General features: G+C 61.4%; 10 protein-coding genes. 1 reads left to right on the top strand and 9 read right to left on the bottom strand.

Translation table 11 applies throughout. The features are described 5' to 3' along the window. Positions 1-22 precede the first annotated feature (22 nt). The 7 genes from NKK47_RS10315 to NKK47_RS10285 all read right to left on the bottom strand — a co-directional run bounded on the left by NKK47_RS10315 (position 23) and on the right by NKK47_RS10285 (position 8,949). Positions 23-1,039: a phosphotransferase family protein gene (locus NKK47_RS10315; RefSeq protein WP_352576518.1), complete on the bottom strand. Its 1,017-nt coding sequence runs from the start codon at positions 1,037-1,039 to the stop codon at positions 23-25. 7 nt (positions 1,040-1,046) lie between these two features. Further along, positions 1,047-2,288 (bottom strand): acyl-CoA dehydrogenase family protein, encoded by a 1,242-nt coding sequence (locus NKK47_RS10310; protein WP_352576516.1) that lies wholly within the window; start codon positions 2,286-2,288, stop codon positions 1,047-1,049. 224 nt (positions 2,289-2,512) lie between these two features. After that, positions 2,513-4,654 (bottom strand): beta-galactosidase, encoded by a 2,142-nt coding sequence (locus NKK47_RS10305; protein WP_352576434.1) that lies wholly within the window; start codon positions 4,652-4,654, stop codon positions 2,513-2,515. Between the two features lie 18 nt (positions 4,655-4,672). Further along, entirely contained in the window at positions 4,673-5,812 is a 1,140-nt protein-coding gene (locus NKK47_RS10300) for an ABC transporter ATP-binding protein (protein WP_352576432.1), read from the bottom strand. Positions 5,813-5,870: 58 nt separating this feature from the next. Continuing rightward, positions 5,871-6,722 (bottom strand): carbohydrate ABC transporter permease, encoded by an 852-nt coding sequence (locus NKK47_RS10295; RefSeq protein WP_352576430.1) that lies wholly within the window; start codon positions 6,720-6,722, stop codon positions 5,871-5,873. Beyond that, the gene (locus tag NKK47_RS10290) at positions 6,722-7,606 is read right to left on the bottom strand and encodes a carbohydrate ABC transporter permease (RefSeq protein ID WP_023677182.1); all 885 of its coding nucleotides are present in this window, start codon (positions 7,604-7,606) and stop codon (positions 6,722-6,724) included. Before NKK47_RS10290 ends, NKK47_RS10295 begins: the two co-directional genes overlap by 1 nt. Positions 7,607-7,677: 71 nt before the next feature. Further along, positions 7,678-8,949 carry an ABC transporter substrate-binding protein gene (locus NKK47_RS10285; protein ID WP_352576428.1) on the bottom strand — a complete coding sequence of 424 codons (1,272 nt, stop codon included), beginning with the start codon at positions 8,947-8,949 and terminating at the stop codon, positions 7,678-7,680. 244 nt (positions 8,950-9,193) lie between these two features. Between NKK47_RS10285 and NKK47_RS10280 the strand changes: the two genes are divergently transcribed. Then, complete coding sequence (locus NKK47_RS10280) at positions 9,194-10,396, top strand: ROK family transcriptional regulator (RefSeq protein ID WP_352569054.1); 1,203 nt, start codon at positions 9,194-9,196, stop codon at positions 10,394-10,396. A 26-nt stretch (positions 10,397-10,422) separates the two neighbouring features. On the opposite strand, the gene NKK47_RS10275 is transcribed toward NKK47_RS10280, so the two are convergent. Together NKK47_RS10275 and NKK47_RS10270 are read right to left on the bottom strand one after the other, a co-directional pair. Beyond that, positions 10,423-11,793, bottom strand: coding sequence for an alpha-glucosidase/alpha-galactosidase (locus NKK47_RS10275; protein WP_352569053.1), 1,371 nt, complete (start codon positions 11,791-11,793; stop codon positions 10,423-10,425). 21 nt (positions 11,794-11,814) lie between these two features. Further along, positions 11,815-13,482, bottom strand: a complete 1,668-nt coding sequence (locus NKK47_RS10270; RefSeq protein WP_352569193.1) for an ABC transporter ATP-binding protein — start codon at positions 13,480-13,482, stop codon at positions 11,815-11,817. Positions 13,483-13,487 lie beyond the last annotated feature (5 nt).

The following is a 13,487-nucleotide window of genomic DNA, read 5'->3' as shown; positions in this document are numbered from 1 at the left end:
TCAGCCGACTGCCAGCCTCGCGTCACCAGGGCCGCGCGCCGTCGATGACTTCCATGGCGCGTGCAGCAAAACGGCCGGCCAGCGGGACTACATCCGCCGCATCGGCCGCAACCGCGCTGCCGGCCAGCACGCGGTCGGCGATGCCGACGAAGATCACGGCAAAGCGGAACATGGCAAACACCAGATGGAACCGCTGCAGCGGCGCCGTCGGCACGGCGTGGGCGAAGTAATGATCGAGGAATTCGCGCTGTGTCGGAATCCCGAGGGCTGCCTGATCAAGGCCGAGGATGCCGCCATATTCGTCCGATGAGGAATGCCAGGGCATCGAGCAGAAGCCGACATCGGCAAGCGGATGACCAAGCGTCGACAATTCCCAGTCGAGAATGCCGATCACCTCGGGCCGCTCGGGATGGAAGATGAGATTGCCGAGACGGAAATCGCCATGCGCGATCGAGACGCGGCCGTCATCTGGCGGAAGATGTCGCGGCAGCCATTCGGCGACGGCTTCGAGCGCGGCAATGCGCTCGCTCGGCGATTCCCGCAACTGTCTGGTCCAGCGCGCGATCTGTCGCTCAAAATAGTTCCCGGTACGGCCATAGTCGCCGAGCCCGACCTCTTCCGGCCGGACTGCGTGCAGCTTTGCCAGCGCCTCGGCCGTGCCGAAATAGATGCCGCGCCGCTCGTCCGGCGCCAGTCCCGGCAAGGAGCCATCGTGGAACACCCGGCCGTCGAGCCGCTGCATCAGATAGAACGGCGTGCCGAGCGGCTCGTCGCCGTCGTGATAGAGCACCGGCCGCGGCACCGGCACCTTTGTCGATGCTAGCGCCTCGATCACCCGGTACTCGCGATCGACGGCATGAGCGCCGCGCAGGATCGGTCCCGGGGGTTTCTTGCGCAGCACCATGCGGCGGCCGCCATAGTCGACGAAATAGGTCGGGTTGGATTGGCCGCCGACGATCCGCTCAAGCGACATTTGGCCATCGCCAAAATGCGCTCTCAGAAAATCCTCCAGGCGTACTGCATCGAAATCCATCCTCATTGCCGGCTCAGCGGTTCCCGCCGCGACCTGTTTCGTCTTGTCTGCCGGCTTCGACATGCCAGCGCCAGAAGCCCGCACCTTCCTCGTTGAGAAAGCGGTTGAGCACCATCTTGTGGACCTCGTCGGCGCCGTCGACCAGGCGAGCCTGGCGGGCGTAGCGGTAGATCCATTCGAGTACAGTGTCTTTCGAATAGCCGCGGGCGCCGTTGATCTGGATCGCCACGTCGGCGGCGTCGTGCAGCACGTTGGCGACCTGGATCTTGGCCATGGAGACCTCCTTGCGGGCAAAGCCGCCGCGATCGAGCTCCCAGGCCGCCTTCATCACCAGCAGCCGCCCGATCTCGATGCGCATGGCAAGGTCGCCGAGCATCAGCTGGATACTCTCACGGTCGGCCAAAAGCTGCCCGAAACCGCTACGCTCGGCGGCATAGGCGCGCGCGATCTCGATGCAGCGCTTGGCAAGCCCGAGCCAACGCATGCAATGGGTGAGCCGCGCCGGACCGAGCCGGACCTGGGTAACCCGGAGGCCGCTGCCTTCGCCGGCAAGCACGTCCTCGACCGGGACTTCCAGGCCGTCGAACTCCAGCTCGCAATGGCCGCCATGTTCTTCCGGTCCCATGATCTCGATGCGGCGCACGATCCGCCAGCCCGGCTGGTCCTTGTGGAACAGCAAGGCCGAAAGGCCGTGACGCGGATCGTCCGAAGTGCGCGCAATGAGAATGAAGTGGCTCGCCTCTTGCGCGCCGGTGATGAACCATTTGCGGCCTTTGACGACATATCTGTCGCCACGCCGTTCGGCTCTGGTCATGATCATCGACGGGTCGGAGCCGCCGCCCGGGTGCGGTTCCGTCATTGCAAAGGCCGAGCGCACCTTGCCCTCGACGATCGGTTTCAGCCATCTTTGCTTCTGCTCCGGCGTCCCCAGTCGCTCCAGCACCATCATGTTGCCGTCGTCGGGGGCCGCGGAATTGAACACGACCGGACCGAAGATCGAGCGGTTCATCTCTTCATAGCAGACGGCCATATCCACCTTGGAAAGGCCGGCCCCGCCGGTCTCGGGTTTCAGTTGCAGGCACCACAGGCCGGCTGCTTTCGCCTTGCCCCGCAGCGTTTCAAGCAGCGGCAGCGCAATATTGCCATGGCCGTCATAGCAAGCCTTGTCAGCCTCGAGCGGCAGGATTTCGCGCTCGACGAAATCGGCGATCCGGCTGCGGAAGGCCTCGGTTCGGACGGAAATGTCGAAATTCATGGCGCTCACAAGGATGAAACGAGATGCCGCCATCGGCTCCGATGGTCGCGGCCGGTAGTGTAACTGCCGTCGTTGAATGGGAGCAACAGCAGTTCGCCGGCCGTTCCTTGCGCACGTCAAAGCGCCGGTTCGATATGGATCGATGCCGGCGTGCTGCCGATGGCGGTCGAATTCCAGGATCAAAGAGTACTCAGGTTTCGTATGGCTAACGTCCGCGACAATGCTCAGATCAATTCGAGGACAGCGCAGCCATAGCCGTCCAGCGTCAACACTCCGGAGACAGGTCCTTCGCTATCGAGCAGGTTGCTGCCGAAGGGAACGCCGGTTACCGCAACGGGCGTGTCTTTGATGTTTTGCACGAACAGCAGCCGGCGTTCGTCATTCTCGCGCATCGTGACCTCGACGCCGTCCGGCAGATCCGGAACCAGAGGCTCCACATTCGCATCCACGAAAGTGCGCGTAGCGAGTTGAGCTGTCAGCTCCGGGGTTAGATAAGTGCCGACATAGAGCACACGGCCCTTGCCGACGGCGCGGGAGGTAATTGCGGGCGTTCCCGCCGCATAGCGGTTCGACCAAACCCCTACAATTTCGACTTCCGGTTCGACTGCGAGGTTCTCATAGAAATAACCGGCATCGAACTCGTGGTTTCCGACGGTGAAACGACGGATACGGCGGCTGGATTCGGCCGGTCTGTCGGGAGGAATGACGAGCCCGCCGGAGCGCGACATGGTATTGAACAGGCCATTGGCCCCGGGTGCCGCCAGCCGCCCGAAATCCTCGACGCGAACGCCGGTCAGCTTCGACAGCGACTGGCCCGGCGCTGTCTCGCGGATGACGTGGTTGTTTTCGTCGCGGATTCCCGTGCGCGCGCCGATGATGACGGTACCGCCATTTTCGGCAAAGACTTGCAGCCGCTCGGTCCAGCTGTCCTTCCAGATCACCCAATGCGGCACGTAGAACACCTTGAGCTTCGACAGATCGTCTTCCGGGTGGATGAAGCCGCAGGCGATGCCGCGGTCATAGCAATACTGATGCAGCAAGATTGCATCATCCTGCGGACTTGGCAGGCCGATGGGGAAGGTCTTGTGGGCTTCCTGATTGTCGAAGTCCGAGCCGGCGATGCCGACATCCATCCGCACATGGGTGCCCAGGATCTTGTCTTTAAGCGCCGTCATCTCGGTGGCGAACTGCCTGGCTTCGTCATAGCGGCGGCGAGCGACATCATCGTGATCGATGATGCCCATCCAGTATATCTCGGCGCCGAAATGTGCGGGACGCCAGCGGAAGAACATGATCCCATCGGCGCCACGCGCAACCGACGACATCGCCATGCGTCGCATTTCGCCCGGCTCCGGCGTCAGCGTGCAGAAGCCCGGCTGGGCGCCAAAACCCGACTGTTGTTCCGGCACTATGTAGTTGCCGGAAAATCCCCTGCAGATGTCGAGATGCAGCGCCTGGATCTTGGCGTGGTTGCCTAGGCGAAAGAACTCGTCATAGAGGAACGGATAGATGTCGTAGCCGACGAAGTCGAGATCGGTAGAGAATTGGCCGCGAAAGTCGATGTCACGCAATCCGCCGAGATTGTGGAAAATGAACCAACTGGCATTCGCTTTTCTCAGGATCTCGACCTGGTCGTGCTGGAACCGTGCTGTCGAAAAGGCGAGAAAACGGTGGTAGTCCTGGAGGTGACCGGGACCGGGAAAGGACGGGGAAAAATCCAGCGGGAAGACAATTTCGCTGAAATCGCCGTAAGCCGTCGCCCAGAAATCGCCACCCCAGGCGAAGTTCAGCCTGTCTATCGTCTTGTAGGTTTCCTGGAGATAAGCCTGGAATTCCTTCAATGCCGACGGCGAATAGGATTCCGGCATGCTGGTGTTGAGTTCGTTGTCGGTCTGCCAACCTATGACATTTGCATTGTCGCGGTAGTGGTCCGCCATCGCGTTGGTGATCTTGCGGCTATAGTCGCGAAACACCGGGCTGCTGGTGTCGGCATACTGGCGTGAGCCGTGGCTCATCGACCGGCCATTTCCATCACGCCGCAGGATTTCCGGATGTTTTGCCGTCAGCCAGCGCGGCGGAGTGGCGGTCGGCGTGCACAAGATCGTGTTGACGCCGTGACGCGCCAGCCCCTCGATTGCCCGGTCGAACAGGTCGAAATCGAAGGTGCCTTCACGCGGTTCGAAAATGTGCCAGGCGAATTCGCCGAGGCGGGCGACGTTGAAGCCGGCCTCGGCCATGCGCCTGGCGTCATTGTCCCAGTAACTCTCGTCCACATGCTCGGGGTAATGCGGCGCGCCGACCAGAAAGCGGTCGGTCTGGATCGTGCGCCAGACCGACAGGGCGCGGCCGTTTGAAGTCTTGTTCACGAAGGATACTCCTGCAGGTCAATCGGTGATGGTGGGTTTACGGGCACTGATGGTCCGCTCATCGACAGAGGAAAAGAGATAGACGTCACGCGGCTCGACCTTTAAGCCGACGGTCGCGTCGGCAGAGACAGCGCTCGCATGGCCGATCTGGACGGTGACGTTGCCGCTGCCGCTTTCAGAACTGACGCATTGCAGCGGGCCGGCGTCGGCATAGAGGATGGTCTCGCGGCCGAGATGCTCGACCAGCCGTACCCGTCCTGCAAAACTCGCTGTCCCTTCCGCGGCCAAGCTGATGCTCTCCGGCCGAATCCCCATCGTCACCCTATCGCCGACCTGTACGGATGCCGCTTCCGTCAGTTCGACAGTCAAAGGAGAAAGACCGGCGGTCGACAGCGTGGCGGCGCCGCCGGAGACGGCGGCGACGGTCACTTCGAAAAAATTCATCCGGGGTGCGCCGAGGAAGCCCGCGACGAAAAGGTTGGCCGGATTGCGATAAAGTTCGAGCGGAGCGCCCACCTGCTCGACCGAGCCGCGATTGAGCACGACGATACGGCTCGCCATTGTCATCGCCTCGGTCTGGTCGTGCGTGACATAGACCATGGTGGCGCCGAGCCTGGCGTGCAGATCGGAAAGCTCGACGCGCATCTGCGTGCGCAGCGCTGCGTCAAGGTTGGATAGCGGTTCGTCGAACAGGAACACGTCGGGCGAGCGGGTTATGGCACGGCCGATCGCCACACGCTGACGCTGGCCGCCGGAAAGCTGTTTCGGCCGCTTGTCGAGCTGGTCGGTAATGCGAAGGATCTTGGCGGCTCGCAGCACGGCGGCATCGATCTCGGCCTTGGGGCGATGCGCCATGCGCAGGCCGAAACCCATGTTCTCGGCGACCGTCATATGCGGGTAAAGCGCATAGGACTGGAAGACCATGGCAATGCCGCGCTCACCCGGCTCGGTGGTGGTGACATCACGGCCGTTGATGAGAATTTCACCGGTCGAGACGGTTTCAAGCCCGGCGATGATCTTCAACAGCGTTGACTTGCCACAGCCGGACGGCCCGACGGTGACAATGAACTCGCCCTGTTCGACGCTGAGATCGATGCCGCGCAGCGCGTGGTAGCTGCCATAATTCTTTTGTATCTGCCGGAGTTCAAGACTGGTCATGGAGCCCTGCTTGCGAAATGAGTTTCGGATCGGGGCGACGCCTTGAAGCCATGGTCGCTCATCCCTTGACCGCTCCCATGGTGAGGCCGGTGATGAAGTGCTTCTGCATTAGGAAGAACATGGCAACCGGCGGCAAAGCCACAACGATGGTTCCGGCCGAGATCAAGTTCCAGGCCGAAACCCATTCGCCGCGCAGGTTGGCCAGGCCGGCGGTTACCGGTTTGACGGTATCGCTGATGGTGAGCACGACCGCCCAGAAATAATCGTTCCAGATGAAGGTGAAGAGCAGGATCGCCAGCGCCGCAAGAGCCGGCCGCACCAGCGGCACCACGACATGTACCAATGTCTGAAACGGTGTCGCGCCCTCGGCCCTGGCGGCCTGAAACAGTTCTCCCGGCAACGCGGCGATGAAGTTGCGCATGAACAGTGTCGCAAACCCGGTCTGGAAGGCGATGTGGAAGATGATCAGGGCGGCCATCGTGTCGTAGAGGTTGAGCCGCACCATGAGATCGCGCACCGGGATCATCATGATCTGGTGCGGCAGGAAGTTTCCGCCGACGAACAGGGCGAAGACGAGCATGTTGCCGCGAAAACGGTAACGGGCGAGCACGAACCCGGCGAGCGTGCTCAAGATGAGAACGCCGATCACCGAGGGGATGGTGATCGTCAGGCTGTTGAGGAAGTAGCGGGCCATCGGCGTCTGGGTGAAGACCGCCGTGTAGTTGTCGACCAGGCCGAATTGGGTCGGCCAGCCCCACAGATTGCCGCCCATGACATCCTGCGTAGAGCGGAACGAGGTAAGGATGATGGCAAAGAGCGGCGCCAGCCAGACAATCAGGATGCCGACCACCAGCACGACATAGAGGCCACGCTGCCAAATAGCAATCTCGGGAATCGGGCGGGGAAACATCAGCCGCCTCTTTCATCGGCGCGGATCATCCGCGTCAGGTACCAGGCGATGAAGACCGCCATGATCACGAACAGCACCGAGGCAATGGCCGCGCCATAGCCGAAGCGGTAGGAAAATATGGACTGCTCGAACATCTGATAGGCAAGCACCTCGGACGAACCGAAGGGGCCGCCGCTGGTCATCACCGAGACCATGTCGAAGGAACGCAGTGCGCCGACGACAGTGACGGCGATGGCGATAAAGGTGACCTGCGTCAGCTGCGGCAACACGATGTGGCGCAGCATGTTCCAGCCCCTGGCGCCGTCGACCCGCCCGGCGCCGATCAGGTCCTCGCTGAGATTGTTGAGGCCGGCGAGATAGAGCACCATGCAGAAGGCGATCTGCGGCCACAACGCTGCGATCACGACGGCGAAGGTGACGAAATTTTCATCCGACAGCACTGCCGGGGCGGTCGCGCCGAAGGTGCGGAAGATCAGGGCGAGAAGTCCGAATTCCGGCGTATAGACCCAGGTGAAGACCACGCCGACGGCAACCGAAGCCAGCACCAGCGGAATGAAGAACAGCGATTTGAGCAGGCGCATGCCGCGGATTTTCTGGTTGACGAGCAGCGCGATGGCGAGGCCGAGCGGCGGCGCCAGCATGAACATCACCAACCAGATCAGATTGTTCTTCAGCGAAACATAGAACTGCGGGTCGGCGAACAGTTCGCGGTAGTTGCCGAGGCCGATCCAGACCATCGGGCTGAAGCCGTCCCATTCGTGCAGGCTGATCCATAGGCTCTCGACCGCAGATGCCAGAATGACGACGGAAAACAGCACAGCGGCGGGCAGAATCAGAAGTGTCGGTGTCAGCCACCAGCGATGGCGGCGCCAAAGCTTCGTCATTTTGGGAGACCTCATTCACGGAAAGCATCGGGGAGCAGAGCACGAACCCCGCTCCCCTCCGCTGGGAGGCGCTAGATCTTGAAGATCCGGCGACGGGTTCCCTCGAGACGCTGAAGAATGGCGTCCCGGCGCTCCGGCTTGGCCATGAATTCCTGGAAGCCGACCAGGCCGGCCTGGGCCATGTCGGGATCGGTATCGCGGTCGTAATATTGCGATGTGCCGGCCACCGTCTTCAGGCTTTCCACGGCTGCGTTGACCAGCGGATCCTTGCTGGCCGGAAGGTCGTTGCGCGGCGGAACGTTGCCGCCAGGTTCCAGATAAGGGCCGAAATTTTCCGGCTGGTAGAAGAAGGCGAGGAACTCGCGGGCACCCGCCTTGTTCTTGGCGTTGGCCGGGATGTGGACCGAATTGACCGAGAATTCTTCGTAGCGGTCGAGGGCGCCGTCAATCTTCGGGAAAGGAGCGAATGTCAGCTGCTCGAGATCCTGCTCAGGGAAAGTAGCCTTCACGAAGGCACCGAGGTTCATCATGCCGGCCTTCTTCTGGGCGAGGAAGGCGCCGGCCTCCTGCCAGCCGAACGACGTCTGATCCGGTGTGAAGAAACCCTGCTTGATCAGCTCTTCCCAGTGGTCGAAAACAGGCGTCAGCGCCGGGTCGGTGTAAGCCATCTTGCCGTTCATCAAGGCAAAGTGCTTGTCGAGACCGTTGATCCGCAGGTTCATCTGGTCGAACCATCCGGCCGCCGGCCAGAGTTCCTTGGTGCCGATGCTGACGGGAATAAGGCCGGCAGCCTTGGACTTCTGGCCGTAAGCCAGGAATTCGTCCCAGGTCGCCGGCACCGTCAGTCCGTGCTCGGCAAAGACGTCCTTGCGATAGAACATGCCCCACATCGTGCCGCCAGTCGGCAGGCCATACTGCTTGCCGTCGACAGTGACGGCACCGGTCATGGCACCCAGCACGTCCTTGTACTTTTCCTTCTCGAACAGATCCGAAATGTCGTCGAACAGGCCGCGGGTGACGAAGGCGCGCATGCGGTTTCCGGAGAACCAGAAGCAGACATCCGGCGCCCCGGCGACAAGGTAGTTGCGGATCGCGGTCTTGTGGGCCTCGTGATCCATATTGTTGATCACAACCTTGGTGCCGGACTGCTTCTCGAAGTCGGCCGCAATGCGCCGCAAGATCCGCAGGGCATCGGCATTGTTTTCGTCTGAAATGATGGTGACTTCGCTCGACTGGCTGAGTGCCGGCATCGGGAAGCCCGCGAGGGCTCCAGCGGAAATGCCCCCAGCTCCCTTCAGGAAATTGCGCCGCGTCGACGGCTTTTCAATCCACTTGAACGTCATTGTTACTCCTCCCGTGTTGTCAATTTCTCTACTGGCACACCGGCCGGCGCGGTTGTTCTTCTCACCGGCACCGCTCACCTCCCGGGCAAGGGAATATGCTTGCCCGCTCCTTCAGAGCGCGGTGATATTGCTAACCGGATTAATTTCGCTGACCCCCGGTTCGGGTGTTGAACAGTCGGGCAAACTTATGCATACGTTTTCTCGAGAGGCAATAATTAATTTACAAAATTAAGAAAGCGGATCCGTGAAGCTCAAGGGTGACCCGAGCACGACTCGGGCGATGAACCGCAGACTGATCCTCAATCTCTTGCGGCAGGAAGGAGCGCGCAGCCGGGCCGACATAGCGTCAGTTACCGGCCTTAGTCCGGCAGCGGTCACCTTCGTCGTGGCCGACCTCATCGAGGATGGCCTGCTGATCGAAGGCAAGACAGTCGTGGGCTCGGCTGGGCGCCGCCCTATCCCGGTGGATATCAACTATGCCAACGGCCTTGCCATAGGTTTCAAGCTGATGGTCGGATCGGTCGAATGCGTGGTCACCGATCTTGCGACCAATCCGCTGGGCTCTCTGCGCGTCAAGCTCTCGGACAGCGATCCCGACCATATCATAGCGACCTTGGCCAAGGCGGTGCCGGAGCTGATTTCGATTGTCGATCGGCCCGCTGCCAAGCTTGCCGGGATCGGCATTTCAATGCCTGGCGTCATAGACAACCAGAAGGCTGTGTGTATCCGCAGCAATCGCTACAACTGGGACAACGTTCCCCTTGGCCCGATGCTGGCCGAACTGGTAGACGTCCCCGTGTGGCTTGAGGACGACACCAATGCCTATGCCATTGCCCAGCAACTCTTCGGCCTCGGACGCCAGCACCGCAATATGGCCGTGCTGGCGATCGGCGTCGGAATCGGCTGCGCGCTCGTCTTCGATGGCAAACTCTATCGCGGCGCGAACGGTGCCGCCGGCAAGTTCGGCCACAGCTCTTATGAGGAGAACGGCCGCCTTTGCGAGTGCGGAAAACGCGGCTGCTTGATGGCCTATTACGCCGAGCCGGCGATCCTGCGCACCTGGCGCGAAGCCACCGGGCACAACGAAACGGATAGCAAAGTCAGCCTTATGGCAGCCTTGGCAGACCGCGAACCGCGAGCCGTCGCCATTCTCGAAGAAGCCGGACATGGCATCGGCCGGCATCTCGCCAATCTTGTCAACATCACCGACCCGGAGGTCATTGTCGTCGGCGGTGAAGCCGTGTCGTTTGGCGATGCGCTGTTTGGCCCAATGCGGCTGACGCTTGGGAAAAATACCTTTCGCGCGGCACCACCAATGCTGCTGGACTGGGAGGACAATTCCTGGGCAAGGGGAGCGGCTGCTCTCGTAACGCAGAAACTCTTTGATTTCGAAACATCTGCCGGCAACGCCGCTCCGCTTTCAAAGCCGGCCCTATGGTCGGCATAGGTGAGTGAAACAGACAGCCCTGCGCCTCAGGCCGCCCGAACGCTGCGCGCTCCACGCGCCCAGGCCGGCAGCCAATCGCCATGCGCAACCAGCAAATCATCGACCAGCGACCATATCTGGTCGAGGTCGAGCTCGGCCGCCGTGTGCGGGTCCATCATCGCCGCGTGATAGATGTGCTCGCGGTTCTCGGTCATCAGCGCTTGGACCGTCAGCTCCTGGACGTTGATATTGGTGCGGATCAGCGCGGTGAGCTGCACCGGCAGGTCGCCAATGAACGTGGGTTGAATGCCGGAGGCGTCGACGAGGCATGGCACCTCGGCCGCGCAATTATACGGCAATGTCGTGATGCAGCCATTGTTGCGGACGTTGCCGTAGATCACCGACGGCTCGCCGGTCCAGACCGAGTTCATGATCGAGGACGCATATTCCTTCGACTGCTCCACTTCGATCTTGTCAGCCGAGCGATAGGCTTCCGCTTGCCCCTTCCAGCGTTCGATCTGCTCGATGCAGCGCTTCGGGTATTCGTCGAGCGGGATACCGAATTTCTCGATCAGATCCTCGCGCCCGTCCTTGATGAAATAGGGCGTGTATTCCGCGAAATGTTCGGAGCTCTCGGTGACGAAGTAACCGAGGCGCTTCAGCATCTCGTAGCGCACCTTGTTCGGGCAGCGCGGATTCCATCCAGGCTTCGGCGCCCGCCCTTCGCTGTAGGCGCGCAGCAGATCCGGATAGAGATTGCGGTAGGAGCCGTCCGGCTGGCGATGCTCGAACTTCAGGTAGAAGGCCATGTGATTGATGCCGGCCGAGCGGTAGCGAATCTCCTCGCAGGGAATGTCGAGATCATGCGCCAGCTCCATTGCCGTGCCTTGCACCGAATGGCAGAGGCCGACCTGCTTGATGTCGGGGTATTTCTCCGCGATCGCCCAGGTGTTGATCGCCATCGGGTTGACATATTGCAGCATGATCGCCTGCGGGCAGACCGCGAGCATGTCCTCGCAGATCTTCCAGAGATGCGGCACGGTTCTCAACCCTCGCATGATACCGCCGACACCGAGCGTATCGGCGATGGTCTGGCGCAGCCCGTATTTCTTCGGAATTTCGAAATCGGTCACCGTGCAGGGCTCGTAGCCGCCGATCTGGAAGGCGACGACGACGAAATCGGCGCCCGCCAGCGCCTTGCGCTGGTCCGAATAGGTTTCGGCTTTGGCCTTTACGCCAAGCGTCGAGATCAGCTTGCCGACGACGATTGCGCTTTCCTCGAGCCGTTGCGGATTGATGTCCATCAGCGCGATCGTCGCGCCGGATAAAGCCGGACGCTGCAATATGTCGCCGACGATGTTCCTCATGAACACCGTCGAGCCAGCTCCGATGAAAGCGACCTTGGGATTTCTTGCCACAACAACCTCCGGCATAAGCAATTAGGCTACCTCGAAAGCGGCTTTGACCAGCCGTTCGGTGTAAGCGGTCTTGGGATGGGACAGGACTTCGTCGACCGGCCCCTCTTCGACGATCTTGCCGTGCTGCATGACGATGACGCGGTGGCACAGCGCCCGCACGACCTTGAGGTCGTGCGAGATGAAGATGTAGCTCAGGCCCCGTTCGCGCTGCAGCTTGCGCAGCAATTCGATGATCTGCGCCTGGACCGAGAGATCCAGCGCCGATGTTGGCTCGTCGAGTACGATGAATTCCGGTTCGAGCGCGACGGCGCGGGCAATCGCAATACGCTGGCGCTGGCCGCCGGAAAACTCGTGCGGGAAGCGCGAGAGGATATCGCCGGGCATGCCGGCGCTGATCAGCGCCTCGCGCACCCGCTCGATCCGATCGTTCCTGGTGGCGCCCATGCGGTTGACGACCAGCCCTTCCTCGATGATCTGGCCGATCGTCATGCGCGGGTTGAGCGACGAGAACGGATCCTGGAAGACGACCTGCATGCGCGACCGCAACGGCCGCATCTGCGCGCGCGAACAGCCATGGATCGGCTGGCCATCGAAATAGATCTCGCCGCTGTCCGTGGTGTTGAGCCTGAGCAACGCCTCGCCGAAGGTGGTCTTGCCCGATCCGGATTCGCCAACGAGACCCAGCGTCTCGTGCCGCCGAAGGGTCAGGCTGAGGCTGTCGACGGCGACGAGTTCGCGCAGGTCCGGCCTCATGAACGTGCCATGCCGCAGCATGAAGGAGACGCGCACATTCCTAGCCTCAAGAATAACGTCGGCGCCTTCCGGCAACGGATTTGCCTGGCCGCGCGGCTCGGAGGCAAGCAGGTGACAGGTGTAGGGATGCTGCGGATTGGCGAACAGCTTCTCCGTCACATTGTGCTCGCGCATCTCCCCATGCTGCATGACGTAGACATAGTCGGAGAACTGCCGCACCACGGTCAGGTCGTGCGTGATCAGGATCACCGCCATGCGCAGTTTCTTCTGCAGGTTTCGGATGAGATTGAGGATCTGCGCCTGAACCGTGACGTCGAGCGCCGTCGTCGGCTCATCGGCGATCAGCACATCGGGATCGTTGGCCAGCGCCATGGCGATCATTACACGCTGGCGCTGACCGCCGGAAAGCTGGTGCGGGTATTGTTTCAGCCGCGCTTGGGGTTCAGGGATTTGCACCTGCTGCAGCAGCTCGAGCGCCCTTGCTTCGGCCTGCCTGCGGCTCATCTTGCGATGCACCCGTATCGCCTCGACGATCTGGCTGCCGATCGTGTAGATCGGGTTGAGCGAACTCATCGGCTCCTGAAAGATCATCGAGATGCGGTCGCCGCGCAGTTTGCGCCGCGCACGCTCGGAAAATTTCAGGATGTTCGCCCCGTTGTATTCGACAGTCGATTTCGGCGACACGACTGCGCGCTTCGACAACAGTCCCATGACGGTGCGCGCCGTCACCGACTTGCCCGATCCCGACTCGCCGACAATGGCGATCGTCTCGCCGCGATAGAGCTGGAACGAGATGTCCTTGACGGCTACGATCATGCCGTGTTCGACCTTGAAATCGACGGCGATGTTGCGGGCATCAATGACCGGGTTTTCCGAACGGCCGTCATGGTCGAGCCGGACAGGCGGTGCGAAGGATTTGACGAGCGCGTGTTGCATCATGT

The sequence above is a fragment of the Mesorhizobium sp. M0019 genome (assembly GCF_040323975.1).
GTDB lineage: Bacteria > Pseudomonadota > Alphaproteobacteria > Rhizobiales > Rhizobiaceae > Mesorhizobium.
Note: the sequence above shows the minus strand (reverse complement) of the source record. Positions and strands in the feature narration are given on the sequence as shown.

Excerpts from the sequence above, each read along its gene's own strand:
- NKK47_RS10295 (WP_352576430.1), bottom strand. The coding sequence starts at position 6,722 with ATGTTTCCCCGCCCGATTCCCGAGATTGCTATTTGGCAGCGTGGCCTC.
- NKK47_RS10290 (WP_023677182.1), bottom strand. The coding sequence starts at position 7,606 with ATGACGAAGCTTTGGCGCCGCCATCGCTGGTGGCTGACACCGACACTT.
- NKK47_RS10270 (WP_352569193.1), bottom strand. The coding sequence starts at position 13,482 with ATGCAACACGCGCTCGTCAAATCCTTCGCACCGCCTGTCCGGCTCGAC.
- NKK47_RS10300 (WP_352576432.1), bottom strand. The coding sequence starts at position 5,812 with ATGACCAGTCTTGAACTCCGGCAGATACAAAAGAATTATGGCAGCTAC.
- NKK47_RS10315 (WP_352576518.1), bottom strand. The coding sequence starts at position 1,039 with ATGAGGATGGATTTCGATGCAGTACGCCTGGAGGATTTTCTGAGAGCG.
- NKK47_RS10310 (WP_352576516.1), bottom strand. The coding sequence starts at position 2,288 with ATGAATTTCGACATTTCCGTCCGAACCGAGGCCTTCCGCAGCCGGATC.
- NKK47_RS10285 (WP_352576428.1), bottom strand. The coding sequence starts at position 8,949 with ATGACGTTCAAGTGGATTGAAAAGCCGTCGACGCGGCGCAATTTCCTG.